Origin of the sequence: Chelativorans petroleitrophicus (assembly GCF_025398195.1) — a bacterium.
GTDB lineage: Bacteria > Pseudomonadota > Alphaproteobacteria > Rhizobiales > Rhizobiaceae > Chelativorans > Chelativorans petroleitrophicus.
In genome coordinates, this window is sequence record NZ_JAODNV010000008.1 from 222,948 (window position 1) to 247,186 (window position 24,239).

Annotated in this window: 26 protein-coding genes and 1 tRNA gene; 17 read left to right on the forward strand and 10 right to left on the reverse strand. The window is 61.9% G+C overall.

Annotation, left to right across the window (positions count from 1 at the left end; genetic code table 11):
* Positions 1–79 precede the first annotated feature (79 nt).
* Positions 80–904: a formate dehydrogenase accessory sulfurtransferase FdhD gene (gene fdhD, locus NYR54_RS08445; protein ID WP_261515183.1), complete on the forward strand. Its 825-nt coding sequence runs from the start codon at positions 80–82 to the stop codon at positions 902–904.
* Entirely contained in the window at positions 894–1,145 is a 252-nt protein-coding gene (locus tag NYR54_RS08450) for a formate dehydrogenase subunit delta (RefSeq protein WP_261515185.1), read from the forward strand. Before fdhD ends, NYR54_RS08450 begins: the two co-directional genes overlap by 11 nt.
* Positions 1,146–1,163: 18 nt before the next feature.
* On the opposite strand, the gene NYR54_RS08455 is transcribed toward NYR54_RS08450, so the two are convergent.
* The 6 genes from NYR54_RS08455 to NYR54_RS08480 all read right to left on the reverse strand — a co-directional run bounded on the left by NYR54_RS08455 (position 1,164) and on the right by NYR54_RS08480 (position 7,116).
* Positions 1,164–1,496 (reverse strand): hypothetical protein, encoded by a 333-nt coding sequence (locus NYR54_RS08455; RefSeq protein WP_261515186.1) that lies wholly within the window; start codon positions 1,494–1,496, stop codon positions 1,164–1,166.
* Between the two features lie 814 nt (positions 1,497–2,310).
* Entirely contained in the window at positions 2,311–3,726 is a 1,416-nt protein-coding gene (locus tag NYR54_RS08460) for a mannose-1-phosphate guanylyltransferase/mannose-6-phosphate isomerase (protein WP_261515187.1), read from the reverse strand.
* A 217-nt stretch (positions 3,727–3,943) separates the two neighbouring features.
* Entirely contained in the window at positions 3,944–5,011 is a 1,068-nt protein-coding gene (locus NYR54_RS08465) for an ABC transporter ATP-binding protein (RefSeq protein ID WP_261515188.1), read from the reverse strand.
* 16 nt (positions 5,012–5,027) lie between these two features.
* Entirely contained in the window at positions 5,028–5,804 is a 777-nt protein-coding gene (locus NYR54_RS08470) for an SDR family oxidoreductase (RefSeq protein ID WP_261515189.1), read from the reverse strand.
* On the reverse strand, positions 5,794–6,789 hold the full coding sequence (gene denD, locus NYR54_RS08475; RefSeq protein ID WP_261515190.1) for a D-erythronate dehydrogenase: 996 nt from the start codon (positions 6,787–6,789) through the stop codon (positions 5,794–5,796). Before denD ends, NYR54_RS08470 begins: the two co-directional genes overlap by 11 nt.
* A 252-nt stretch (positions 6,790–7,041) precedes the next feature.
* Positions 7,042–7,116: transfer RNA gene (locus NYR54_RS08480), tRNA-Thr, on the reverse strand.
* 109 nt (positions 7,117–7,225) lie between these two features.
* Here NYR54_RS08480 and NYR54_RS08485 point away from each other — a divergent pair.
* The 5 genes from NYR54_RS08485 (at position 7,226) to NYR54_RS08505 (ending at position 11,347) form a co-directional block, all read left to right on the forward strand.
* The gene (locus tag NYR54_RS08485) at positions 7,226–7,399 is read left to right on the forward strand and encodes a hypothetical protein (protein ID WP_423738595.1); all 174 of its coding nucleotides are present in this window, start codon (positions 7,226–7,228) and stop codon (positions 7,397–7,399) included.
* Between the two features lie 244 nt (positions 7,400–7,643).
* Positions 7,644–8,933 (forward strand): UDP-N-acetylglucosamine 1-carboxyvinyltransferase, encoded by a 1,290-nt coding sequence (murA, locus tag NYR54_RS08490; protein ID WP_261515192.1) that lies wholly within the window; start codon positions 7,644–7,646, stop codon positions 8,931–8,933.
* A 174-nt stretch (positions 8,934–9,107) separates the two neighbouring features.
* Positions 9,108–9,548: a DUF2948 family protein gene (locus NYR54_RS08495; protein WP_261515193.1), complete on the forward strand. Its 441-nt coding sequence runs from the start codon at positions 9,108–9,110 to the stop codon at positions 9,546–9,548.
* 12 nt (positions 9,549–9,560) lie between these two features.
* Positions 9,561–10,853: a histidinol dehydrogenase gene (gene hisD / locus NYR54_RS08500; RefSeq protein WP_261515194.1), complete on the forward strand. Its 1,293-nt coding sequence runs from the start codon at positions 9,561–9,563 to the stop codon at positions 10,851–10,853.
* Between the two features lie 8 nt (positions 10,854–10,861).
* Positions 10,862–11,347 carry a UPF0262 family protein gene (locus NYR54_RS08505; protein WP_261515195.1) on the forward strand — a complete coding sequence of 162 codons (486 nt, stop codon included), beginning with the start codon at positions 10,862–10,864 and terminating at the stop codon, positions 11,345–11,347.
* An 87-nt stretch (positions 11,348–11,434) separates the two neighbouring features.
* Here the strand turns inward: NYR54_RS08505 and NYR54_RS08510 are convergent, their stop codons facing one another.
* On the reverse strand, positions 11,435–13,402 hold the full coding sequence (locus NYR54_RS08510) for a hypothetical protein (protein WP_261515196.1): 1,968 nt from the start codon (positions 13,400–13,402) through the stop codon (positions 11,435–11,437).
* 767 nt (positions 13,403–14,169) lie between these two features.
* On the opposite strand from NYR54_RS08510, the gene NYR54_RS08515 reads away from it, so the two are divergent.
* From NYR54_RS08515 to NYR54_RS08535, 5 genes are all read left to right on the forward strand, one after another.
* Positions 14,170–14,655 carry an arsenate-mycothiol transferase ArsC gene (locus NYR54_RS08515; RefSeq protein WP_261515220.1) on the forward strand — a complete coding sequence of 162 codons (486 nt, stop codon included), beginning with the start codon at positions 14,170–14,172 and terminating at the stop codon, positions 14,653–14,655.
* Between the two features lie 128 nt (positions 14,656–14,783).
* Positions 14,784–15,002: a translation initiation factor IF-1 gene (gene infA / locus NYR54_RS08520; RefSeq protein WP_011579535.1), complete on the forward strand. Its 219-nt coding sequence runs from the start codon at positions 14,784–14,786 to the stop codon at positions 15,000–15,002.
* 40 nt (positions 15,003–15,042) lie between these two features.
* Positions 15,043–15,672, forward strand: a complete 630-nt coding sequence (locus NYR54_RS08525) for a Maf-like protein (protein WP_261515197.1) — start codon at positions 15,043–15,045, stop codon at positions 15,670–15,672.
* Between the two features lie 3 nt (positions 15,673–15,675).
* Positions 15,676–15,882: a DNA gyrase inhibitor YacG gene (yacG, locus tag NYR54_RS08530; protein WP_261515199.1), complete on the forward strand. Its 207-nt coding sequence runs from the start codon at positions 15,676–15,678 to the stop codon at positions 15,880–15,882.
* Between the two features lie 120 nt (positions 15,883–16,002).
* On the forward strand, positions 16,003–16,146 hold the full coding sequence (locus tag NYR54_RS08535; RefSeq protein WP_261515200.1) for a hypothetical protein: 144 nt from the start codon (positions 16,003–16,005) through the stop codon (positions 16,144–16,146).
* A gap of 159 nt (positions 16,147–16,305) precedes the next feature.
* Here the strand turns inward: NYR54_RS08535 and NYR54_RS08540 are convergent, their stop codons facing one another.
* A complete protein-coding gene (locus NYR54_RS08540) occupies positions 16,306–16,581 on the reverse strand; it encodes a YjiS-like domain-containing protein (protein ID WP_261515201.1) in 276 nt (91 codons plus the stop codon).
* A 205-nt stretch (positions 16,582–16,786) separates the two neighbouring features.
* On the opposite strand from NYR54_RS08540, the gene NYR54_RS08545 reads away from it, so the two are divergent.
* The 5 genes from NYR54_RS08545 to NYR54_RS08565 all read left to right on the forward strand — a co-directional run bounded on the left by NYR54_RS08545 (position 16,787) and on the right by NYR54_RS08565 (position 23,028).
* Positions 16,787–17,746: a LysR substrate-binding domain-containing protein gene (locus tag NYR54_RS08545; RefSeq protein ID WP_261515202.1), complete on the forward strand. Its 960-nt coding sequence runs from the start codon at positions 16,787–16,789 to the stop codon at positions 17,744–17,746.
* 104 nt (positions 17,747–17,850) lie between these two features.
* A complete protein-coding gene (gene xseA, locus NYR54_RS08550; RefSeq protein WP_423738596.1) occupies positions 17,851–19,410 on the forward strand; it encodes an exodeoxyribonuclease VII large subunit in 1,560 nt (519 codons plus the stop codon).
* A gap of 536 nt (positions 19,411–19,946) precedes the next feature.
* A complete protein-coding gene (locus NYR54_RS08555) occupies positions 19,947–20,858 on the forward strand; it encodes a LysR family transcriptional regulator (RefSeq protein WP_261515204.1) in 912 nt (303 codons plus the stop codon).
* 37 nt (positions 20,859–20,895) lie between these two features.
* The gene (locus NYR54_RS08560; protein ID WP_261515205.1) at positions 20,896–21,189 is read left to right on the forward strand and encodes a hypothetical protein; all 294 of its coding nucleotides are present in this window, start codon (positions 20,896–20,898) and stop codon (positions 21,187–21,189) included.
* Positions 21,190–21,603: 414 nt separating this feature from the next.
* A complete protein-coding gene (locus NYR54_RS08565) occupies positions 21,604–23,028 on the forward strand; it encodes a hypothetical protein (RefSeq protein ID WP_261515206.1) in 1,425 nt (474 codons plus the stop codon).
* Positions 23,029–23,309: 281 nt separating this feature from the next.
* Here the strand turns inward: NYR54_RS08565 and NYR54_RS08570 are convergent, their stop codons facing one another.
* Entirely contained in the window at positions 23,310–23,477 is a 168-nt protein-coding gene (locus tag NYR54_RS08570; RefSeq protein WP_261515207.1) for a hypothetical protein, read from the reverse strand.
* A 462-nt stretch (positions 23,478–23,939) separates the two neighbouring features.
* Positions 23,940–24,137 carry a hypothetical protein gene (locus NYR54_RS08575; protein WP_261515208.1) on the reverse strand — a complete coding sequence of 66 codons (198 nt, stop codon included), beginning with the start codon at positions 24,135–24,137 and terminating at the stop codon, positions 23,940–23,942.
* Positions 24,138–24,239 lie beyond the last annotated feature (102 nt).

Here is a 24,239-nt window from a genome sequence, read left to right on the forward strand (position 1 = left end):
GGGCGAGGAACAGCCTGCCGAACCTGAAACGTCGTTCCTGGCGGCGCGGCCTCGCTGCAGGGAGAGTTAGCGCTTGGACATGACATCCAACCCTCTTTCGAAGGTCCTGCGCACCGCCCAGCGGGAAAAGGGCGTCCGCGTCAGCGCGCGCATCGTGCCGAAAGAGGTGCCGGTGGCGTTGTCCTATGGCGGGACCACCCACGCTGTCATGATGGCCACACCCGACGATCTTGAGGATTTCGCGCTTGGCTTCAGCCTGACGGAAGGCATCGTGTCCTCCGCAAGCGAAATCGAGTCGATCAACGTGCAGGCGTTGAGGGTTGGTTACGACGTGCAGATCAGCCTGAAGGACGCGGCCAACAAGCGCTTCGAGGCGCGCCGCAGGCGGCTCGCCGGTCCGGTGGGCTGCGGGCTGTGCGGCATCGAGTCGATTGAAGAGGCGATGCGCCAGGTCCCCAGCGTGGCGGGAACCTCCTGGCTGATCAAGCCCGGCGAAATCACTCAATCGGTGGAACTTCTTTCGCTGCAACAGACCCTGCACAAGCAGACGGGTGCGGTGCATGCGGCGGGCCTCTACATCCCGGGCAAAGGCATCGTCGCCGTGCGCGAGGATGTCGGCCGCCACAATGCCCTCGACAAGCTGGTCGGCGCCCTGGCGAGGCAGGGCGTGAATGCCGCCGAGGGCGCGATGGTCATCACCAGCCGGGTCTCGGTCGAGATGGTTCAGAAAGCGGCGGCGATCGGTTCTCCGGTGCTTATCGCCGTTTCCGCCCCCACGGCGCTAGCGATCAGCACCGCGGAACAGTGCGGCATGACCATGATCGCGCTTGTCCGCGGACAGGAATTCGACATCTTTACCCATCCGGAACGTGTAAGGAGCGGAGCGGCCCCCAATGTCGCATGAAGCAGGTGTCAAGACCGGCAAAGAAAAGCTCATCTACATGGCGAACCAGATCGCCAGCTTTTTCGAGACGATGAAGCGGGAGGAAGCGGTGGAAGGCGTGGCCGACCACATCAACAAGTTCTGGGAGCCCCGCATGCGCCGCCAGCTATTCGAGATCATCGACCGGGGCGGCGACGGGCTGAAGCCGCTTGTCCTGGAAGCCGCCGCGCACATTAAGCGCCCGCAGGAAGCGAGGGCCTAACGGCCCGTCCGGTCGCTATTATCGGCCCGGCAACAGTGTGATCATCACCACCGCCACGATCGCAAGCACCAGCCCGGCTCCCTGAACGGGTGCGACACGCTCGCCGAAGAAGAAGAGCGCGACCGCGTTTACCGCGACAAGCTGAACGACGGCCGAAAGGCTGAGGGCAATGCCCATGCCGATATCCTTGATCAGGCGCAGCATGATCAGATTGCCCAGCGTATAGAGACCGAGCGTCGCAGCGAGCCAGAACCAGCTGCCGTTCGACAGGGCCCAGTTCTTGGCGGAGCTGGCAGCAGCGACAAAGATCACGGTCGAAACTGCAAGGAGCGCGATGCTCACCGGGTTCATAGAAGCCTTCCGCGTGCATGGGACTGCGGCGCTATAGATAGCCTGCCGCGCTCCGGCGCAACAGAGCCTCGAAGGAACGTTCGCAATCTGGCCTTGCCGAAGGCTCACTGCTTGCCTTTGAGAGTTCCCAAGGCCCGCCTGACAGCACCTGCAGGCGCGGCAGGACAGGGCCTTGGGCATGCCGGTCCGGGGGGCGGGAAGACCGGCGACGAGGTGCCGGCGTGCAAGGCGTGCCGCCGGCTTATTCCAGTTGCTCCATCGGCGTTGGAGGGCGGTTCCCAAGACCCCGCCTGACGGCACCCGAAGGCGCGGCAAGACGGGGCCTTGGGCAGAGTCGGTCCGGGGGGCGGGAAGACCGGCTATGACGCGCCAGCGCAAGGCATGCCGCTGGTTTTGTCCCGATTGCTCCACTGGCCTTGGAGGTTAGGGTGCCAAGGCCCCGCCTGACAGGTGTGGCAGGACGGGGCCTTGGGCGAAGCCGGCCCGGGGGGCGGGAAGGACCGGCTGGGCTCTTGCCGCAGGTCACGAAGGTAGGGCTGCCTGCCCCGAGACCTTCGATCATCTTGCGTGAAAAAGAAGTAGTCTTTTCTGGTGACGCGGATCAGCCGCCCGGAGAAGCGCCGCAGCGTATGGTTGGTGCGCAGCGCCTGCCATATGGCTTCCGCCGGGCATTGCTGGGTTTTCGGTCGCGCATCGTGATTGCCCCTAAGTTGTGGCGTCTCGATCTGTTATGCGCGTTTTGACCCAGCGTACTCCTTATACACAAATAGCCGGGAGTAAAATTTCTGAAAATTTTCGATAAGCGGATACGCGATCAGGAGCGGCCGTAAACATCGTCGAAGCGGACGATGTCATCCTCCCCGAGATAATCGCCGCTCTGGACCTCGATGAGTACCAGCGGCAGGATTCCCGGATTGGCCAGCCTGTGCTTGTAGCCGCAGGGAATATAGGTGGACTGGTTGGTGGTCAGCAGGATCTCCTCATCGCCGTTGACGACGAGCGCGGTGCCGCTCACCACGACCCAGTGCTCAGACCGGTGATGATGCGCCTGCAGGCTGAGCGTGGCGCCGGGCTTTACGACGATCCGTTTGATCTTGAAGCGGTCACCCTCCTCAAGCACGGTGTAGGTGCCCCAGGGCCGGTGCGCGGTGCGGTGCAGCTTCGCGGCATCGTGCTTGCCTTCCTTGAGACGATTATAGAGGCGTTTGACTTCCTGCGCCTTGTCCTTGTGCGCGACAAGCAGCGCGTCCGGCGTATCGACCACCAGCAGATCGGAAACGCCGACTAGCCCGACCAGGCGATCCTCCGAATGCACGAAGCAGTTCCGGCTCGCCTCGATCAACGCCTCGCCCGTCAGCCGGTTGCCGCTTGCGTCCGCTTCCACCAGCTCGGAAATGGCCGCCCAGGATCCCACGTCCGACCAGCCGCAATCCACCGGTACACAGGCCGCGTTGTCGACTTTTTCCATGACCGCATAGTCGATCGAGATCGCGGGCACGGCCTCGAATTCCTTTGCATCGACCTCGATGACCGTGCGTCCGTCCGCTTCGAGTCGGCGCGCGGCCTGAAGAGCCGCCCGCACCCCGGCCAGGATGTCGCGGCAATGGGTTTCCATAGCCTTAAGCATCGTGCCGGCGCTGAAGCAGAACATGCCGGAATTCCAGTAGGTGTTCCCGCTGGCGACATATTCGGCGGCCCGCTTCTTATCCGGTTTTTCGATGAAGCGCCGCACTTCTTCGCCATCCGCTTCGATATATCCGTAGCCCGTCTCCGGCCGCTCCGGCCGGATGCCGAAGGTGACGATGCGTCCGTCCGCCGCCAGTTCCGCAGCGCGTTCGACCGCCGCAGCGAAAGCCGCCTCATCGCGAATGAGGTGATCCGAAGGCAGCACGAGCAGTACGGCATCGGCTCCCAGCGTTTCGGCTGCATGATTTGCCGCCAGCGCGACCGCGGCGGCCGTATCACGCCCGAAAGGTTCGAGCAGGAACGCGTTCTCGGGCGATGGCCCGCCCCTTTCCGCATAGATGTCGGAGGTCAAGAACAGGAGCTCGCGGTTTGTGACCGTGAAGATTCGTTCCACGCCCGGCAGGGCCGCGGCACGCGCATAGGTTCGGCCGATGAGGCTCGTGCCGTCCGGCAGCCGGATGAAGGGTTTAGGGTGCAGATCGCGCGACAGTGGCCACAGGCGAGAACCAGCGCCGCCGCTGATGATTACCGGATATATGCGCATCTGCCCCTCCTCGCCGCACGGACCGCGCCGGACCGCCCCGCAAGAGCCGTGTTGTCCTCGCTGAGCTTGCCTCAGAAAGCTTGACGAAGGGTTTTCACGCTTGTTCAGGCATCCGGCGCAGCGCCGGAACCACACACGGCCTCGCCGTCGACGGCCCGTTGCCGATCCATTACAAGAATATTCCGGCGGAGGCCGCCGGTCCAGAGGCTAGAGCAACTCAGGCCGAAAGCCGCTGCCCCGAAACCGCGTCGAAGAGGTGCACCCGGTCGGCGTCGATGCGCAACCGGATCACCTCGCCCGCATTGGCCTGCACCCGCTCGCGGAAGACGCAGTTCACTTCCTCGCCGCCCAGCTTGACCATCATGTGCGTCTCGTAGCCGGTCGGCTCGATCACGATCACCTCGGCGGGCAACCCTTCCGGATCGAGGCTGATGAACTCCGGCCTGACGCCGTAGACCAGATTGCGGCCCACCGCCTCCGGGCCGGGATCGGCGACCGGAAGCTTCGTGCCGTCCTCCGTGACGAAGGTGGTGCGCTTTTCCGGATCGATCTGGCCGCGGATCATGTTCATGGCCGGCGAGCCGATGAAGCCCGCCACGAACAGATTAGCCGGCCTGTCGTAGAGGTCGAGCGGCGCACCGATCTGCTCGACCACGCCGTCATGCAGCACGACGATCTTGTCGGCCATGGTCATGGCCTCGATCTGGTCGTGCGTCACATAGACGGTGGTGGTCTGCAGCCGCTGGTGCAGTTCCTTGATCTCCGCGCGCATGGCCACGCGCAGCTTGGCATCAAGGTTCGAGAGCGGTTCATCGAAAAGGAAGACCTGCGGGTCGCGGACGATGGCGCGGCCCATGGCCACGCGCTGGCGCTGGCCGCCCGAAAGCTGGCGCGGGTAGCGGTCGAGGAGCTGGTTCAGGCCGAGAATATCGGCGGCTGCCTTCACGCGCCTGTCGCGCTCTTCCTTGGGCGTTCCCTTGAGCTTCAGCGAGAAGGCCATGTTGTCGGCCACCGTCATGTGCGGATAGAGCGCGTAGTTCTGGAACACCATGGCGATGTCCCGGTCCTTCGGCGGCACGGTGTTCACCACCCGGTCCCCGATGCGGATCGCGCCTTCGGTGATGTTTTCAAGCCCCGCCAGCATGCGCAGAAGGGTCGATTTTCCGCAGCCGGACGGCCCCACGAGGATGACGAACTCGCCGTCGTCTATGCCGATGTTGACGCCCTTGATGACGTTCACCGCCCCGAAGGACTTCTTCACATCGATGAACTGAACACCTGCCATTATCGAAACCTTCTCTCTACCCTCGGCCGACCAGCGGCATCTTCGTGGCCATAACTGTCATATTGAGCACATTTGCCTCCAGCGGCAACCCGGCCATGTACACGACGGCCTCGGCAATGTGGGCCACCGAGATGGTCGGCTCGGGCGCAATCTCGCCATTCGCCTGCAGCACGCCCGTGCTCATCCGCTGGGTCATGTCGGTCGCCGCATTGCCAATATCGATCTGGCCGCAGGCGATGTCGAAGGGCCGCCCATCGAGCGCAGTGGATTTCGTAAGTCCGGTGATGGCGTGCTTCGTGGCGGTATAGGGCGCGGAATGCGGCCGCGGCGTGATGGCCGAGATGGACCCGTTGTTGATGATGCGCCCGCCGCGCGGGCGCTGCGCCTTCATAAGCCGCATGGCCGCCTGCGTGCACAGAAAAGCGCCAGTGAGGTTCGTTGCCACGACTGCGCTCCACTGCTCGAAAGTGATGTCCTCTACGGGAACGGCCGGCGCGTTGACGCCGGCATTGTTGACCAGGAGGTCGAGGCGACCGTGAGCCTTTTCGATCTCTGCAAACAAGGCCGAGACGGAATCGGGATCGCTTACATCGGCCACCACGGCATTCACCTGGCCGCCCGTTTTCCTGGAAATCTCTTCGGCGGCACGTTCCAGTACCTCGTGCCTGCGGCCCGAGATGAAGACGACATAGCCTTCCGCAGCCAGCGCCTCGGCGATGCCATATCCGATGCCGGTGCCGCCTCCGGTCACCAGCGCGATCTTTCCTTCGCCGGATCTTCCCTTACCCGCCATGGGCGATCGTCCCGCCGAGTTCATCCTCGATGTGGATGCGGATGATGTCATCGAAGCTCTTTTCGGCCGAGAAGCCAAGCTTTTCGGCGCGCCGCGCATCAAAATCGGTGGGCCAGCCCAAGACGATCCGGCGGATCGTCGCATCCGGCTCGCGCCGGATGAGACGCACCGCTTTCTCGCCCGCAACACGCCTCAGCGCCTCGATCTGCTCGCCCACGGTGGCCGACAGGCCGGGCATTGTGAGATTGCGCCGCGGGCCCACCTGCTCAAGGTCGAGCCGTGCCGCGTGAATGAAAAAGCCGACAGCCGCGCGGGGGCTCGCGAACCAGTGCCGCACATCCTCTTCGACCGGCAGTACAGCTTCCTCACCCACCAGCGGCTCGCGCAGAATATTGGAGAAGAAGCCGGACGCCGCCTTGTTGGGCTTGCCGGGACGGATGCAGATGGTGGGGAGCCTGAGGCCGATCCCATCAAAGAAGCCGCGACGGGAATAATCGGCGAGCAGAAGTTCCGATATGGCCTTTTGCGTGCCGTAACTCGTCAGCGGAGTAGAGAAGAACTCGTCGCCTATTTTTTCTGGAAAGGGCGCGCCAAAAACGGCGATGGAGGAAGCAAAGACCACCCGCGGACGATAAGGCTCTTTCCGCCCCTCAAGACGGATTGCCTCGAAAAGCGCGCGCGTGCCGTCAAGATTGACGCGATAGCCCTTCTCGAAATCGGCCTCTGCCTCGCCCGACACGATTGCCGCCAGATGAAAGATGATATCCGGGCGCGCCGACGCGAGCTTTTCCGCGCTGCCCGGTTGAGAAAGGTCCAGCGCCTCGCTGGAGGCCACTGCCGCAAGGGCGGACGGCATCGGAGGCTCGACGATGTCAACGAGCGTAAGCCGGTCCAGCCCGCCGCCCAGCGCGCCCTCCTCGGCGGCGATCCTCTCGACCAGCTTGCGGCCGATCATCCCGGCCGCGCCGATCACCAGCACATGCATCCGTTGCTATCCTCCTCCAATTCCGCCGCCCCGCGCGCTGCGCCTGCCGCTTTCATCGCACGTCGCCTGCTGCGCTCGACCACCCGGCATGCCCACGCTCGTTCGCCCGCGCACAGACAGCAGCCCGTTATCCGCAATAGCGCATTGAGCATGGTGCAAGTCAACCAGCTTCGCCCGAAAAGTGCCGATGGCGGCAGAGCACCTTTTCCTCGAAGCCCGAGGGAGCCGCGGATGCCCGTATAATTCGGAAGATGGTGCTGCCGGAGAGGATTGAACTCTCGACCTCTCCCTTACCAAGGGAGTGCTCTACCACTGAGCTACGGCAGCGGGATTGGGCGGCCTTCTGCCATATCGGTTGCCCGAGCGCAAGCGTCCGCTCCATATATGTGAGAGTGCGCTGCACGGGCCGCGCACGCATGCGATATGGGAAATGAGAATGGCTGGCAAGGAGAAATCCGAAACGAAGGAAGAGCGCCGCAAGAGGCTGGCGGCAGAGCTCAGGGCCAATCTGGCGCGCCGCAAGGCGCAGGCCCGCGCCCGCCGCGCCGGCGAGGCCGATGCGCGGGAGGACGGCATCCCGGCGGCGAAAGGCGAAAAGAGCGGCGGTTAAATGGCAGCTGATGCGCGGCAAAGCCGGGAATCACAAAGCCGGTTCCGGCTGAGGCCGCGTCATCCACCCACATTCATCATCATTATTCACTACTCGCTATTCGCTATCCTCCCTTCACTCCCCTCTTACGCTCCGCCCACCGCATCAACCGTCCATTTCCTTGAACCTGCCGCAACCTTGCTCTAGGACAGGCTGACGCGCGAACAGAAGGCCGGGATTCGCTCCCCCCGGAAGAATGACCTCGATGGACCGCATACGCATTCGCGGAGGACGCCAGCTCCATGGCACGATCCCGGTCTCCGGGGCGAAAAACGCCGCCCTCCCGCTAATGATCGCCTCACTGCTCACCGATGACACGCTGACGCTAGAGAACGTGCCGCATCTGGCTGACGTGGAGCAGCTCATCCGTATTCTCGGCAATCACGGGGTGGACTATTCCGTCAACGGCCGGCGCGAGAATCAGAGTAAGGGCTATTCTCGCACGATCCATTTCACGGCGCGCAGCATCGTCGACACCACCGCGCCCTACGAACTCGTTTCCAAGATGCGGGCAAGCTTCTGGGTCATCGGCCCTCTGCTCGCACGCATGGGCGAGGCGCGGGTGTCGCTGCCGGGCGGCTGCGCCATCGGCACGCGGCCGGTGGACCTCTTCATCGAAGGGCTGCACGCGCTGGGGGCCGAGATCGACATCGAGAACGGCTATGTCGTGGCGAAGGCCAAGAATGGGCTTAATGGTACGCGCTACCGCTTTCCCAAGGTTTCGGTCGGCGCCACGCATGTCCTGATGATGGCCGCCACCCTCGCCAAGGGCGAGACGGTGCTGGAAAACGCCGCGCGCGAGCCGGAGATAGTCAATCTGGCCGACTGCCTGAACGCCATGGGCGCGAAGATTTCGGGCGCGGGCACATCCACCATCACCATTCAGGGCGTGACCAGCCTTTCGGGCGCCAGGCAGCGGATCATCCCGGACCGCATCGAGACGGGCACCTACGCGCTGGCCGTCGCCATGACAGGCGGTGACGTGCTTCTGGAAGGCGCACGCGCCGACCTGCTGGAAACCGCGCTGGACGTCATCGAGCAGACGGGGGTGGAGATCACGCGCGCCAACACCGGAATCCGCGTCAGGCGCAACGGGGTGGGCATTCATCCGGTGGACGTGGAAACCGCCCCCTTCCCCGGCTTTCCGACCGACCTTCAGGCGCAGTTCATGGCGCTGATGACGAAGGCCAAGGGGCAATCGCGCATCACGGAAACGATCTTCGAGAACCGTTTCATGCATGTGCAGGAGCTCGCCCGGCTCGGCGCGCGCATATCCCTTTCCGGCCAGACGGCGATCGTGGATGGCGTGGACAGGCTGAAGGGAGCGCCCGTCATGGCGACCGATCTCAGAGCTTCGGTTTCGCTTGTCATCGCCGGGCTCGCGGCAGAGGGCGAGACTATCGTCAATCGGGTCTATCACCTCGATCGCGGTTTCGAGCGGCTCGAGGAGAAGCTTTCCGGCTGCGGCGCCGACATCGAACGCATCTCGGGTTGACGCGCCGGGCGGAGAACGGTTCTGAATGTGTTCAGGTTGGATCAAATCGTCGCCGTCAGTCCGGCCGCAGGGAGCGGGCGGCGGATCCGTTCGTGACATCGCCGTTGCGGAGCGGATGCGGATAGCCGTCGCCCGCGGCCTGCTGGGCCGGCGCGCAAGCGTTGTGAGCGAACAATGGACCTTCTGAAGCTGGCCGCCCTCGACGAAGAGGATTTGAGTGTGATTTCCGCCCATGTGCAGGACGCGGTCGCAAAGGTCGGCGAAATGACCTTCTCCAAGCGGGAAAAGCGCTTTGCGATGGTCATGCGGCGCTTCGCCTGGGAAAAGGAGAAGGGGGGCCTGTTCCGGCGCACCAGCCACGAGCGGCGGCTCGCCGCGCTCAATTTCGACCGGGTGCTGGCGGTGCGTTCCACCAGCATCGACAAGAACAGGCCGGAGACTGTCCTGGCGCTTCTGGCAGTGCGTTTCATGCCCAGCGACGCGCCGTCCGGCACGATCGAACTTGCCTTTTCCGGCGGCGCCACCATCCATCTCGACGTGGAATGCATCGAAACCAGGCTGAGCGATCTCGGAGCCGCCTGGGAAACACCAGTCAAACCGCGGCACAGCGCTTAAGGGGCAATCTTCATGACCCTACGGCTCTCCACCGCCGACGCTGATTTCGAGGATCGCTTCACCGCCTTCCTGGCCACCAAACGCGAGGCCTCGCAGGAGGTAGATGCGGCCGTGCGTGAGATCATCGCCCGCGTCAGGGCCGAGGGCGACCGGGCGCTGAAGGAGTACACGAAGCGATTCGACCGTTTCGATGTGGAAAAAGCTGGCATGCGCGTGGAGCGCAGCGAGATCGAGGCCGCCTATGAGGCTACCGACGCGGAAACGCGCGCCGCGCTCGAACTCGCGAAGGAAAGGATCGAGGCGCACCACCGCCGTCAGATGCCCACCGACACGCGCTACAAGGACGCGCTCGGCGTGGAACTCGGCTGGCGCTGGACGCCTATCAGTGCGGTCGGGCTCTACGTGCCGGGCGGACTTGCCAGCTATCCAAGCTCCGTGCTGATGAACGCAGTGCCGGCGCGCGTGGCCGGTGTGGAGCGCATCACCATCACCACACCTACACCTGACGGCCGGCTCAACCCGCTCGTCCTGGTGGCGGCGGACATTGCCGGCGTGACGGAAATCCTCCGCATCGGCGGCGCGCAGGCGATCGCTGCCCTCGCCCATGGTACCGAGACAATCGCCCCTGTCGACAAGATCGTGGGGCCGGGCAACGCCTGGGTGTCGGCCGCCAAGCGCCAGGTCTTCGGCCAAGTGGGCATCGACATGATTGCCGGCCCGTCGGAGGTGCTGGTTGTGGCCGATGGTGAAAACGACCCTACATGGATTGCCGCCGACCTCCTGGCGCAGGCCGAGCACGACACGGCCGCGCAATCGATCCTGATGACGGACGATCCCGCCTTTGCCGAGGCGGTGGCCGCAGAGGTCGAACGGCAGCTCAAGCAGCTTTCCCGCGCCGAGATTGCCGGCGCGAGCTGGCGCGACTTTGGCGCCATCATCCTGCTGCGCAGTCTGGAAGAGGCGCCGACGCTGATCGACCGCCTCGCGCCGGAGCATCTTGAGCTTGCGACCGCGCAGGCCGAAAGCCTGTTGCAGCGCATCCGCAATGCCGGCGCCGTGTTCCTCGGCCGCCATACGCCGGAGGTGATCGGGGATTATGTCGGCGGCTCGAACCACGTGCTTCCCACGGCACGTTCGGCGAGGTTCTCTTCGGGGCTGTCGGTGATGGACTTCCTGAAGCGCATGTCGATCCTGCGGCTCGACAGCGGCCAGCTTCGCGCGCTTGGCCCCGCGGCCGTCACACTTGCCCGGGCGGAGGGGCTGGAGGCACATGGCCGCGCCGTCTCCATAAGGCTCAACATCTAGAGAAACCGATGGGCGAGCGGGGTTGCGGAAGGTCCTGCCTCACCGATGTCGAACTCGACGAGACCATTGGCCGCGCTCCCCCGGATATCGAACATGAGCGTGCCGTCGCCATTTTCGATCTGATCGAGGAAAACAGCTTCCAGCCAGTCGGAGACACCGTGGGTGGGCCCTACCGGCTGAAGATCTCGCTCGCCAATTCGCGCCTCGTGCTCGCGGTGAAGCGGGAGAACGGTGAAACCGTGGTCACCCACATGCTCTCCCTCACGCCCTTCCGGCGCATCGTGAAGGATTATTTTCTCATCTGCGAGAGCTATTATGAGGCCATCCGCTCGGCCAGCCCGAGGCAGATCGAGGCGATCGACATGGGCCGGCGCAGCCTGCACAACGAAGGTTCCCAAACTCTGATGGCCAGGCTGGCCGGGAAAATAGAGGTGGATTTCGATACGGCGCGGCGCCTGTTCACGCTCCTTTGCGTGCTCCATTGGCGGAGATGACGCACGGTGCGATCAACAACAAGCGTCGGCCGCTCGCACCGAGCGGCCGACTCGACAGGGCATCCGGCCTATCCAGACAGCACAGATTTACGTTAGCTGTCCCTTCAACCGGCCGGGAGTAGACACGACAATCACATGCCCATTATCTTTCTTGAACTTCAGCCAGGCCACATCTTTTCCAAAGCAACTCCTGAAATCTTTATGTCCGAAATAGATCGTTTTCGTGCTGAAATCGAATCTGGCGTTCTTGGCTGCCGAAACTATGGAATCCAATATCCACGCCATGAATTTCATAGCATCCTCTTTCGCCATTGTTAAATTCGCCTTACCATTATTCTTGGACATATCTATAATTACAGAAACGGCTGCATTTATCTCCTGCTGGATTTGCTTCAAATGGTTATCGAACCCTGCCTCTGCCTGTTGCGGGGTCAGACGGTAGGAGCCATCCGGCTTTAAACCGTTACCGAAAAGGTCGGCAACGCGCTTTGTCGTTAGTCCTCTCGCCCAGCTTGCGAAATTGTCATCGGTCGTGGGACGCGGCAGCTTATGGCGATCGGCAGCCTTGGCCGCATGCTTCTGCTGCCTGACTTCAAACGGCTTGGGAACGCAACCGCCGACACCTCTTTTGCATATGCGTTTCACATGCCTGCCGAAGTCTTTAGTCTTGGGGATGTGCAACTCCTTCATGGTTTGGCGGACGGCTCTGTGCATGTCGTCCATATCGAGCACGTCAATCACATTGGTAATTCGGCTCAGCGTCTTGCTTGCTACCGCAAACGTCACACTAAAGATAATTTCCCTGGCAGTTTCGTCGGCAGCGGCCATAAGCGCCCCAGTTGTATCGCCGTCCATTAGCTTCCTGATGGGGTCATAGTACGGAACAAGAATGGATCGCACCCCGTGAACAAAACGTTCGAAGCGCGTTTCCTGATAGCCGGATTTTTCCAATCGCTCCCGGTCGAGTATGAGGGCCGTGGCTGTCTCAGCCGCCCGCTGGAGGGAAAGGCCAGAAGAAGCAGGTTCGACCGAAAAGCCCTCCCCGAAGCGTTCCCTGTCGCGCAAATCATCGGAGAAGAAATCGCTCACATGACGATCCACCCATTCACTCGGCGCGCGTTTTGATGCCAGTTCCTGGAAGACCGGTTTGGGCACACTTTCCATGTGCAGTTCGCCATCCGATTCCCAGACAGCCACGGTCCGGCCTTTTTGCGGAAAGTGGAGAAAACAGCCGGTGTTGGCCAGGATCAGAAATCTCGATGTCCTCTCCCCGAAATACACCATGTCATAGAGATCGCCGGCTATCCGGGCCAAGGCCTCCAACATGTTATCGGGGAGCATCGGACCCGACTTCAGCTCGTAAACCAATGCCGTGTCCTTTTCAGGATTCACCCCAAAGGACGATGAAAGCTGATCAACTATTATGCGGGCCGTTTTCCGCCGGATCTCGGGCAACTGCGTAGCAGCAAAATCGTCCCATGCTTTCCTGTATTCCGGATCGAGCGCGGGTAGATGGGTAAGGCCGTGACTCGCGCTGCCTGCAACTCCCAGGAGCGTGAGTTGTGACCGATAGTACTGGTCGAGCAGCGTGTCATTCGTATACGACGAAAACACCACGGACGAGTGGCCCAGTGCGTTTACGGTTAGAGTTTTGCGATATTCATCGGGATTGAGCCCGTTGCTTATAATGATTTGCCTAGCAAGGTCCCGTCTGGTGGGCCATTTGGCAATAGTCGCGGCAACGTGTTGCGGCGAAGTCACGACATGATGCCCCCTGTTTCTGCGGGCCGACCGCCCGTAACGTGAGGAACCGCCCTCCGCCGAATGAATATCTGTATTTGTATCTTCTGCCTTCTTGCTTAGGGTTTTCTCTAAAGATGCAGAGCGTTTCAGAAGGCGCAAATCTTCTTTGAAGCCGAGAGCCAAAGCATCCGGGCGCAATTCTGTGGAAGGCATCGCTTCCGACTCTGTGTCCTTTCCTGTCCCTTCATTTTCTTCAATTGACTGCGCAATGACCGGCGAAAGCAACTGCAATGCAAGGAGGGTAAGAAGCATCTTTCCTCCTGGTCGGGGCACATGTGGAAGGTGCTGCCCGTTGTTGCCGAGGCTGCCTGTATAGTGAGGATACGAAAAAAGCTCAGCCCAAGGGCTCAAACCACCTAATTTCTGCCGTTCGCCTGCGGGCTTCGCGGCCAAGCTCTTTTGCTTCCGCGCGTAATGCTCGCCAATAGACTGGTTTCTGGACTGCGACGTCGGATCAAACGTTCTGTATAGTCGTGTAGTAGAGTGAGTTTTCATCGGTATTTATAAAATTCTTAATTAAAAACACTGTACATACTATGGATGAAAAATTATCGGCATATTTCTGTAGCCAGCTTTCGAATATACGGAATTATTTTTATCTGATTACATATTCGGATCAGGCCGGCTGCTCCAGCCCGCCTTCCACAAGCGAGCGGCGTAGATATAAGGGCCGCAGCGGAAAGGAAACGCCTGTCCGCCGAGAATTACACGCACATCGAGACTGGAACTGGGCGATGAGAAGCGGCATAAGAAGAGTTTACGATCACGCAACAACGGCCGCCTCCATGCTCCTGCTCGCGCCTTACCTTCGAATGACGGCATGCCGGTCCGGCAGCGTGTCCACTGGCCGCCTCAGCGTCACGCCTGCATTGCCGTGGCAGCGAAAGTCGATCGGCAAAGTTGGCGCCGCCGTTTTCGCCGCCTCGATGGGGGCGGAATGAATGTCCGCCGGTTTCTGAGCCTTGCAGACGCAGAGGGAAAATGGGAGACGTGACGCGGAAACTGCGGCACCATCGGGAATCCATTTAGATCAGCCGGAGACCCGCCCAGAAGCGTCGGAATGCCGGCCACCGCGCTCGGTGCTCTTTCTGTGCGGACGCAATTCCATCCGCTCGCCGATGGCCGAGGCGCTTGCCCGGCATATGCTGCCGCACTCCGTTCTGGTCAGCTCTGCCGGCGTACGCGAGGGCGAGCGCAACCCCTTCGTCGACGCAGTGCTGGCGGAAAAGGCCCTGTCTCTCGGCGACTGGCAGCCGCGCCAGCTCGATGAGCTGGAAGAGATCAACTTCGACCTCATAGTCACCTTATCGCCGGAAGCGCATCACCGGGCGCTGGAGCTCACCCGCTCTGAAACGTTTGACGTCGAATACTGGCCAACTTTCGACCCTTCCGTGATCGAGGGCACGCGCGAACAGGTCCTGTCTGCCTATCGCGAGGTGCGCGACAGCCTTGTCCGGCGCATCGCGGATCGCTTCGGATTGCAGGAGCAGGAAAAGGGCGGGTGAACAAGCTTGTTCACAAATGGCGATGAATGGGATAGGTTCCGCCCGGTTTTCGGCTCGGCCCCCTGCTCCGCGCCCCTTGTGGCGTTGACGGAAGGTCAGGCCGTAGGTCCGTCAAGAGAAGGTATCGGATGCCGAAGGAAGAAGTCCTGGAATTTCCCGGTGTGGTCACCGAGTTGCTCCCCAATGCGATGTTCCGCGTGAAGCTGGAGAACGATCACGAGATCATCGCCCATACCGCCGGACGCATGCGCAAGAACCGTATCCGCGTGCTGACCGGTGACAAGGTGCTGGTGGAGATGACCCCCTACGACCTGACAAAAGGTCGTATCACCTACCGCTTCAAATAGAACCTCGTGGAACCGGGTCAGCGGCCGGGCCGAAGGTGTGATGAGCGCGCTCAAGAAACTCGTCCTTGCCTCCGCTTCGCCCCGGCGTGTCGAACTCCTTCAGCAGGCGGGCATTGAGCCCGACCGTCTCATTCCGGCTGACATCGACGAAACGCCTCTCAAGGCCGAGCACCCCCGCTCCCTCGCCAAGAGGCTGGCGCACGCCAAGGCTGAAAAGGCGCTGCGGCGGCTTCGGGAAGATGGCGAGGCGGGTAATGCCTTCGTGCTTGCGGCCGACACGGTGGTGGCGGTGGGCAGGCGCATCCTGCCCAAGACCGAATATGCCGACGAGGCCTCCAACTGCCTGAGGCTGCTTTCAGGCCGTTCGCATCGGGTCTATACCGGCATCTGCCTCTTCACGCCCGCAGGCAAGCTGCGCCAGCGGCTGGTGGAGACGCGTGTGCGCTTCAAGAGGCTTTCCCGCGAGGAGCTGGAAAGCTATCTAGCAACGGGCGAATGGCGTGGCAAGGCCGGCGGCTACGCGATACAAGGCTTGGCCGGCACCTTCGTGGTCAAGCTGGTCGGTTCCTATTCCAACGTGGTCGGCCTGCCGCTCTATGAGACCGTGAGCCTATTGGCTGGTGACGGTTACGACGTCCGCGCCAACTGGAACCAGGGAGCCGAAGGCTGAGAAATGCCGGCAAACGCGGACAAGCCTGAAAAGATCGCGCCGCTGCGGCCGCGCCGCCCCTGCCCCGAATGCGGCAACCCCTCCGAGCGGGCCTATTTTCCGTTCTGCTCGGAACGGTGCAAGAATATTGATCTCAACCGGTGGCTTTCCGGCAGCTATGTCCTTCCGGGCCGGCCGGTCGATGAGGACGACGAGTCGCCCTCGAGCTGAGCGCCTTCGCTGCCGGTATCCCGCAGCTTCTCATGTCACAAAGGTCCATTAAGGCAGGATTCGCTTGGGGCCTTCACCCGGCTCCCGGAGATCATTCCATTTTATCATGAGGTTTTTGCTATGCGTTCAATACTGGTCACCATCGTTCTCATTCTTGCGCTGCTGATCCTTGCCCTCTGCACTGCAGTTGAAGAAGACACTTCCGAAGCCGGAAACCAGGTTCATGAGGACGCTGCCAACACTGCTGAGCTCATCAGCAACTGAAGCGTCCGCGCACTGCAATGATACGGGCCGGCTTGTGACTCCGGCGTCCACTTTCGATATAAAACAAAAAAGGCCCGGCTCGGGAGGAGCCGGGCAATGTGCAGGCTGCCGGGGGGAACCGGCATGATGGGAGTGTTGCCTGCATGGGAGAAGGTGCCTTCAGGGCAGGCGCCGGACTGTCATGGTGAGCCTGTCTCTGGCGCGCCGCCTCTGCTCGAGCTGCTGCGTAGGGTCTTCGGGAAACTGGGCGCGCCGGGCAATGGTTATGTCCTCGCGCGTCAATCCGATGTCGAAAAGCTCCCAGTCCGACAGCTCCTCCAGCCGCCGCAGCGACCGTCGGCTGTTCCACAGGCGCAATGCCTCGGCCGCCAGGCGCACAAGGCGCAGCACGCTCGCAGCGGCAGGGATCGGCAGTGCGGTCTGTCCTGTACGCATGGGTCCATCCTCCTTAGTGTCCGGTGCCTTCGCTCCTCCGCCGGAGCGGAGAAGCCATGCGGGCGGGCGCGCGTGGCAAAGCCTGCACGCGGCTGATGACGCCCCATCCGCTTTTCGGAGACGCCTGCTTTCTCTCATAATCGTATTGATTAGTCGAACGAATGTTTTTAATCTTAAGCATCAATGTACGTGATGGAAGGCCGCGATGCCTGCACCGCTTGACCTTGACCAGCTCGCAACCTTCGTCGCCATTGCCGACACGGGCAGCTTCACGCGCGCGGCGGACGAGGTGCATCGCACTCAGTCGGCCGTCTCCATGCAAATGCGCCGGCTAGAGGAACGCATAGGCAAGCCGCTCTTCGAGAAGGACGGCCGTAGCAACCGGCTGACGGAGGACGGCGAGCGGCTTCTTCTTTATGCGCGGCGCCTTTTGAGGCTCAACCGCGAGACGCTCGCCGCCTTCGATGACAAGAGCCTCGAAGGCAGCGTGCGGATTGGCATGCCGGACGACTATGCGGAGCGCTTCCTGCCGGAGATCATGGCCCGGTTTTCGCGCTCGAATCCGCGTGTGGAGCTTTCGGTTCTATGCGAGCCGACTAGCAACCTGATCCATCACATCCGGCAAGGCAATCTCGACCTTGCCTTGGTCACCGACCAGGAGCAGTCGGAGGTCGTGCGGCGCGAGCCGCTGTTGTGGGTGAGCTCAGCCAATCATTCGACGCACGAGCGCGAGATCCTGCCCATGGCGTTCGGCCGGCCCACCTGCAACTGGCGACGGATCGCCTGTGAAGCGCTCAACGAAATGAATCGCGAGTACCGCATTCTTTTCACGAGCTTCTCGGCGACGGTGATCTGCGCAGCCGTGCTTTCGGGCGTAGCGATCTCAGTTCTTCCCGAATGCGCGCTTCGGCCCGGCATGCGGGTTCTGGGTGAACGCGACGGCTTCCCTCCCCTGCCCGATTGCCGGATTGGCCTGATGCGCGGACGCACCAGCCAGACGGAGGTGGTCGAGGCGCTGGCCCGCCACGTAGCCGAAAGCCTCGACAACATATCGGTGCCTTTAGCCGGCGGAGAGGCCGAAAGTTTCGATTTTGCCGCCGTGACACCGCATCGGCTGCGCCGCGGCAAGAGGCTGAGGCCAAGCCAGGTGCTGCCCGGCTGGTAGGAAGCAGCGTCTGCGATACACACGAAGAGGCCGCGGATGCCGCCGTCCACGGCAACCGGGTTGACCACCGCGTGCCCGGAAGGCTCAATCGCCCAATGGATAATATCGGCAACGACGATTCGCTAAGCAATGTCGCCGAATATTCGGTGAGCGAGATTTCGCTTGCGCTGAAGCGCACGGTGGAGGATGCCTTCGGCCATGTGCGGGTGCGGGGCGAGATTTCGGGCTATCGCGGCCCGCATGCCTCCGGCCATTGCTACTTCGCGCTGAAGGACGAACGGGCGCGCATTGAGGCGGTGATCTGGCGAAGCGCGTTCTCCCGGCTGAAATTTCCGCCGCAGGAGGGGCTGGAGGTGGTCGCCACGGGGCGCCTGACCACCTATCCGGGCTCCTCGAAGTACCAGATCGTGATCGAAAGCCTCGAGCCGGCGGGCGCCGGGGCGCTGATGGCCCTCTTGGAGGAACGCAAGAGGAAGCTTGCCGCCGAAGGCCTGTTCGTGGAGGAGCGCAAGAAGCCGCTGCCCTTCATGCCGCGCGTCATTGGCGTCGTGACATCGCCCACGGGCGCCGTCATCCGGGACATTATCCACCGCATTACGGACCGCTTTCCGGTTCATGTGCTCGTCTGGCCCGTACGCGTTCAGGGCGAGACGACCGGCGAGGAGGTGGCCGCCGCCGTTTCCGGCTTCAACGCCCTTCCGGCCGATGGCCCGATCGCGCGGCCGGATGTGCTGATCGTCGCGCGCGGCGGCGGCAGCTTGGAGGATCTGTGGGGCTTCAACGATGAGGCGGTGGTGCGCGCTGTTGCGGCCTCCACCATTCCCGTCATCTCCGCCGTGGGCCATGAGACGGACTGGACGCTGATCGACCTTGCGGCCGACCGACGCGCCCCCACACCCACAGGGGCGGCCGAAATGGCGGTTCCAGTCAAGGCGGATCTGGAAGCGGGCCTTGCGCGACTTTCTGCACGGCTCAAGGCGGCGATCTCCAGAGATCTCGAACGGCGGCGGCAGCATGCGCGCACGCTCTCCCGTGCAATTCCCTCGGCCGATCAGCTTCTTGCGCTTCCCCGCCGGCGTTTTGACGAGGCGGCAGCGCGGCTGTCGCGAGCGCTGCAGATGGCAACCCACGCCAAGCGGTTGCGACTGGACGGGCTCAGAATTTCCATCACCACTCTCGACCGGCGCCTTGCCGAAGCGCGACGGCAGCTCACTCAGTGCGGTGAACGGTTGCCGCTAGTTTATCGCGGTCTTCTCCGCAACCGCCGCGCCCGGTTGGACCGTGACGCCGCGCGCGTAAGCCCGCGCGCGGCGCAGGAGCGCATCCGTCTTCACCGCCGCCGGCTCGAGGAAGCGCGCATCCGCGCGGACCGGGCGGTCAGGCAGCGGCTCGAGGCCGCCCGCGCCGCGAGCGAACAGACCATGCGGTTCGTCAAATTACTTTCCTATGAGGGCGTTCTCGAGCGCGGCTTCGCGCTCGTAAGGGACACGGAGGGCACACCGCTCAAGCGGGCCCGTGAAGTGCGGCCGGGACAGGCGCTGCGTCTGCAATTCGCCGACGGCAGCGCGAACGCAATCGCATCGGGGAAGCCAGCCGGAACGGCCAGCGAGCGCAAACCCTCCAAAGCCCCGCAGGAGCCGGGAAAACAGGGCTCGTTGTTTTAAAATTATTGATTTTGCGCAATCCCAAACGGAAGCGCAGCATCCACTTTTCTTTGAAATTGCGTCTAGGACTCGGCTGCGCTGTGACGGCCTCGGCACGGGTATGGCTTCCACATTCAAGCCACATTATCCCGGAATAGGGGCATATCATTGTTTATCTGGTTTATGAACGAACTTTGGGGCGCTTATGACTAACCCCCAGTCCGCGCGCACATTTAGCTGCTGCTTTCAAGGGTGCGACCTTCAAGCCAGTTAACCGTTTGCCACTGATATGCTACCATAATCGCAGGATAGATGGTAAACGGGAATATGAATGGTTATGTTATCGCATGTGTTTGAAAGCGCGGGCTTGCCAAAGGCGCGCTCGCAGTGGCGGCAGGTGCTATTGCTGAAAGGTCGTTAGCGCGAGGCCGTGCATGACTTCGGCGGGCCGTGGCGCCAAAACGGGCCAAAGAGCGGGCCGGGCAAAAAGTAGCACGACAGTGCTTATATTGTACTGACTTAAATACCTTATTGTAAATAACTTTAGGATATCTGCGATGCGTAACATTAGTATCAGAAAAATGAGGGTTTTTGTCTACGCCGTTGAGGAAGGAAGCTTCACCGAAGGTGCAAGACGCTCGAATATTTCCCAGCCAGCGGCCGTCAGCATAATCGGCGAAATCGAGGAGACGGTGGGCGAGCCCCTTTTCGAGCGGTCCGGCAAGACCCGCCGCGCTACGCTCACGCCGCGCGGCGAGGAAGTTTATCAGACTTTCATACGCACTCTTGGCGTTTACGACTGCGCCTTGGAAACGATAAGCGCAAACAAGCGCCAGCGCCGCGTGCACAAAATCCTGATCCAGAGCCCCTATGTCGCCTCGGTATCGGCGATCTGGCTGCGCGAGATGATCGCCCAGGAAACTGACGCCCAGCTTTCCATCCGCTCGGCGGGATGGCGCGAAATCGCCGCCGCGATTGAAAGCAGAGAGGATTGCATAGCCCTGATCGACGGAGACATCCGGCAGAAGAACAGCGAATATATTTCCATCGGTAGCGTTGAGCTTGTGTTCGTCATACCGGAAACGCACGAGTTCTTCGACATGAATGCCGAGGACATCAGCTGGGAGGATGTGCCGGCCGATACGGTGATCTATTCCGATATCTGCCCGGCCGCGCTGGAGCGCACCTATGAAAACCTCCGAATGGCGCGGAATGGCGCGGCTGCATTCACCGAGGTCAATTGTCCGGCCATCTTGAAGAATTTCTGTCAGAAGGCGGGCGTCCCCGCCATCGCGCCGAAGAACATTCTCGATGTCTTTGGAGATGAAATCAGGCTGCGCTGCCTGCCCTTCGCCTATTCAAAACCGCTGATACCGCTCGGCCTCTCGATTTCCCACGGGAACCATATGCGCAGGAAGATCGTCGGCAGAAATATTGAACACGTCTTTGACAATCGCTTTTACATCTAGGTGATAGCATCATTTCATATTAGAGGGATCGATGAGTATGAGCGTGACTGACGATACGCCTCGCACAATCGATAATGAATTCGGAAAATTTCCGCGCTACATGACCCTGGTGCCTGACGTCTTCGCCTTCTCATTTGAGGAGGCCATGCAGGTGATCCGCCGCTTCAAGAACAATGCGGATCTGACCCAGGCGTTTATGACTCTATTGCAGACTATTGCCCAGGCGGATATGCCCCAGGAGCAGAAGGACGAGCTCATGCAGCTGATTGCAGAAGAGCAGGAAGTGATCTCGTATGCGGTGATCTCCCGCACTTGCGTCGTGCCCATCTGAACGGGAAGCAACTGCCTCGGCGGCGTGCCCCGGCTCGAGGAGCCTTACAGCAGCGGCAGAGTATTTCGGATTTGAATTTTATTATCCTTTCTGGATGGCGCTACTCGATGTCCGTTGAAAACAACGTATTCACGGATAAACATGATGCCAGGAACGGACAACGCCATTCCCTTGCAAACGCTGAGCCGCCCGCCGGCCACGCCCCCGCTGCCGGCAGGTGTGAGGGTCAAAAACGGAGCCAGACGCTCCGCCAGCCTGCCCGCTCAGCCTTCCCGCCGAGGCCACGTCGCCCGAAGTGCAAGCTTCTACCTGCCGCACGAAGCCTCCGGCAACCATAAAGAGATGCTTTCTCGCGCCGGAAACGCGTTTTCGGCGGATCAGGCGAACGCTTTTCTCAGGAAAGCAGGGCTCGGCATGGCTCTGCGCGGAGACAGGTTGGCCATCACGCGGCATCGTGATCTGGAAGCGGCGGAAGCGCAGCGCCCGCCGTCCATCGGGGACCTGGCGCATGTCTGCAAGGCTTTGATGCTGGCGGAGGACACGCCGGCGAAGCTGGAAGTGGCGAAAGCCCTTCTTCCGGTGATCAGCAGGCAGCTTCTGGAACAGATCGAAGCCGACACGACGGCCGGAAACCTCCGGGACAAGGCCGTGGCGCTCGCCAAACGCTACTGCACGATCCTTGGCGGCAGGGATCTCGCCATCGATGACACGATCGCCACGATCAACGCCTATTTCTTCGACAGAATAGGCGAGGATAAGGCGCTGAACGGCGCCAACATCGCCGCGGCCGCGCTGACGGCGACCTTCATGCTCGTACCCACCGTCGGCAAAAACCTGCCCGCTCTGGTGGCGGCCCTGCGGGAGGGGCGCTATCGGGATGCCGTCATGCCCGCGCTTTCGATCTGTGCCATCGCCGGCATGACGCTCAATCCCACAATGGCCGCGCTCGGCGTCGAGCGCGCCTCGGCCATCGCCGCGGCCACCGGGAACACACTGATGATGTGCAACCTGCCGGAAATCGCGCATCATGCGCGCGAATGGGCAAGCCTCAGGCGGGCACTGCCAGACCCCGAAACACGCCCTTTCGCCGCCTTTGCCCGCTCCCACGGTCTCGTGGACAAAGGGCTGCATACGGCGCTCGACTTTCTGCATGAGTTCGCCGCGCAAGCAGGCTTTCTCGCGCTCAACCTCAAGAATGCCATTGGCGGCAGCGACTCGCCGCGAAACCCCGCCGTCTTTCCGCTGCTGTCCGTTCTGCTCGGTTCCTTTGCGCTCGACACGGCCAGAGGCGAACAGCCATTCACCGAGTTCAGGCCGGACCGCGAATCGCTCGCATCGGATGTGACGGTGCAAGATGGTGCGTGGGTCCGGCAGCATGCCGCCCGCCTGCTTCTTCAGCAAAAGATATCCGGCTCATACCGTCCCGCGGACTACAACGCCTTCATGCGCCCGCTGATCGAGACCTCGTCGGCCAAGGCGCATATCGCTCGCCAGCTCGGCGGCAACACCCTCTCCGATGCCCAGGAGAAGGCGTTCCTGAAAGGGCTGCTCTGCCAATTCTGCGCAGATGAGGACGCGCGGGATGCCGTCCGCGTGGCCATTGAGAGGATTTACAGGTTCGACCGGTTCGACCCGGCAGCAAATGCGGGCGGTGACCCCGCTCTCTGCGAGATCCTGCGTTTCGTGCAGGCAGAACGGAATAAGGACAAGGCCTTTCTGCGCGATGGGCGCGGGCTGGCCCATGCCGATCATGTCTATCGGAATGTGATTGCCCACGCCATCAAATGCGCGCTCTTCGAGGAACTCGGACAGACGGCCACGGGCAGTGGGCATGATTAGAGCCGAGCGAACTCGCGGCAGGCAATGCCACCGGAAGCGATGGCAGCTTCTCCGGCGAAATAGAGCCTAAGGCAGCATCATCAGGGCGCATGCCGAAGCTATATACGCAGGGCGCCGGCCAATTTGGCCGTCGCCACCGAATAGCGGCGGCTTATGTGCCGCGTCACAATCCAATACGCATTGAGGATGTATACGCAAAGGCTGCGGGACGGCCACCAAGGCGTTCTTTCCCGCCCGCAGCCGCGCAAGGCAGGCTTAGTTTATGTAATTTCGTGGAATGCCTACGCGGCCGCGGCCCGGCCGAGTGTGTCGGCTGTTTCCCGCATCAGACGCAGCCGGTCCTGCTGCTCGTCGATGATCTGCTTCTGCGCGTTTTCAACCAGGGCGCGGACATGCTCCCGCATCATATTCAACAGCTGCTGCACATGCTGCTGTTGCGCCCGCATCATGTCAAACGTCGCGTTCTGCCACGCGCGCTCGTCTTCGCTCCAGTGGCTGCCCTCCGCGTCTCCGCCCGGCCAGGACCATTCGTCGTCATCAGGCTCCTCTCCGGCTGGAAACCCCCCGTTTTCGCGTGGTTCGGCCGGAATGCATTGTCCCGGGGGTCGCACGCAGACGGCCCGGCACTCGGTGGCATGACCGTTCTCACGGGCCTGGTTGCCAACCGGACCGGCAGCCGCTCTGCGCGCATTTTCCGCAGCCTCGCCATATACCGTACTGAGGAAGCTCAGCGGCGGGCTGGCCTGCGTCCGGCGCCCTAGATCCGACTCCGAGAGCGACCTTCTGATCGCACCGGCTGAGGCCAGTGGGCAAACGGGCGCAGACGCGGGGCTCGATACTGCGCGTTCCCGCAGCGGCTCGGACGAAATCTGCATGCCTTCTCCGTGAAACCTGTCCGGCGATTGCAGTGCTCAGCCAAGATTGCGCTGCATGGAGGAAATCAGGCTGAACTTGTCCGCCAGCTTGTTCAGAAGACGCTTGGCCTGAGCATTGGCGATGGCCCGGTCTGCCGAAAGCGCCATTGCCCTTATCCGCTCGTTTATCAATTCTTTCGTGAGCGAACGACTCTTCAATGTGCTGCCGACCAGCTGCGCCCGCGACTGCTCCATGGCCTGCTGAACAAATTGCTGGATCTGAACCGCGCCGGGTTTGCCGGAGGCTGATTTGGTTTAGTTACGCGGCCATGGCTTCAGTTTCCAGAGCCGCGTAGA

Bases quoted from the DNA above. Each gene is read 5' to 3' on its own strand.
- NYR54_RS08505 (WP_261515195.1), top strand. From the start codon at position 10,862: ATGGGCGAGCGGGGTTGCGGAAGGTCCTGCCTCACCGATGTCGAACTC.
- NYR54_RS08575 (WP_261515208.1), bottom strand. From the start codon at position 24,137: ATGGAGCAGTCGCGGGCGCAGCTGGTCGGCAGCACATTGAAGAGTCGT.
- NYR54_RS08460 (WP_261515187.1), bottom strand. From the start codon at position 3,726: ATGCGCATATATCCGGTAATCATCAGCGGCGGCGCTGGTTCTCGCCTG.
- NYR54_RS08555 (WP_261515204.1), top strand. From the start codon at position 19,947: ATGCGTAACATTAGTATCAGAAAAATGAGGGTTTTTGTCTACGCCGTT.
- NYR54_RS08510 (WP_261515196.1), bottom strand. From the start codon at position 13,402: ATGCTTCTTACCCTCCTTGCATTGCAGTTGCTTTCGCCGGTCATTGCG.
- NYR54_RS08565 (WP_261515206.1), top strand. From the start codon at position 21,604: ATGGCTCTGCGCGGAGACAGGTTGGCCATCACGCGGCATCGTGATCTG.
- NYR54_RS08540 (WP_261515201.1), bottom strand. From the start codon at position 16,581: ATGCGTACAGGACAGACCGCACTGCCGATCCCTGCCGCTGCGAGCGTG.
- infA (WP_011579535.1), top strand. From the start codon at position 14,784: ATGCCGAAGGAAGAAGTCCTGGAATTTCCCGGTGTGGTCACCGAGTTG.
- NYR54_RS08465 (WP_261515188.1), bottom strand. From the start codon at position 5,011: ATGGCAGGTGTTCAGTTCATCGATGTGAAGAAGTCCTTCGGGGCGGTG.
- NYR54_RS08545 (WP_261515202.1), top strand. From the start codon at position 16,787: ATGCCTGCACCGCTTGACCTTGACCAGCTCGCAACCTTCGTCGCCATT.
- yacG (WP_261515199.1), top strand. From the start codon at position 15,676: ATGCCGGCAAACGCGGACAAGCCTGAAAAGATCGCGCCGCTGCGGCCG.
- denD (WP_261515190.1), bottom strand. From the start codon at position 6,789: ATGCATGTGCTGGTGATCGGCGCGGCCGGGATGATCGGCCGCAAGCTG.
- NYR54_RS08535 (WP_261515200.1), top strand. From the start codon at position 16,003: ATGCGTTCAATACTGGTCACCATCGTTCTCATTCTTGCGCTGCTGATC.
- hisD (WP_261515194.1), top strand. From the start codon at position 9,561: ATGACCCTACGGCTCTCCACCGCCGACGCTGATTTCGAGGATCGCTTC.
- NYR54_RS08525 (WP_261515197.1), top strand. From the start codon at position 15,043: ATGAGCGCGCTCAAGAAACTCGTCCTTGCCTCCGCTTCGCCCCGGCGT.
- NYR54_RS08560 (WP_261515205.1), top strand. From the start codon at position 20,896: ATGAGCGTGACTGACGATACGCCTCGCACAATCGATAATGAATTCGGA.
- NYR54_RS08485 (WP_423738595.1), top strand. From the start codon at position 7,226: ATGGCTGGCAAGGAGAAATCCGAAACGAAGGAAGAGCGCCGCAAGAGG.
- murA (WP_261515192.1), top strand. From the start codon at position 7,644: ATGGACCGCATACGCATTCGCGGAGGACGCCAGCTCCATGGCACGATC.
- fdhD (WP_261515183.1), top strand. From the start codon at position 80: ATGACATCCAACCCTCTTTCGAAGGTCCTGCGCACCGCCCAGCGGGAA.
- NYR54_RS08495 (WP_261515193.1), top strand. From the start codon at position 9,108: ATGGACCTTCTGAAGCTGGCCGCCCTCGACGAAGAGGATTTGAGTGTG.
- NYR54_RS08455 (WP_261515186.1), bottom strand. From the start codon at position 1,496: ATGAACCCGGTGAGCATCGCGCTCCTTGCAGTTTCGACCGTGATCTTT.
- NYR54_RS08450 (WP_261515185.1), top strand. From the start codon at position 894: ATGTCGCATGAAGCAGGTGTCAAGACCGGCAAAGAAAAGCTCATCTAC.
- NYR54_RS08470 (WP_261515189.1), bottom strand. From the start codon at position 5,804: ATGGCGGGTAAGGGAAGATCCGGCGAAGGAAAGATCGCGCTGGTGACC.
- NYR54_RS08570 (WP_261515207.1), bottom strand. From the start codon at position 23,477: ATGATGCGGGCGCAACAGCAGCATGTGCAGCAGCTGTTGAATATGATG.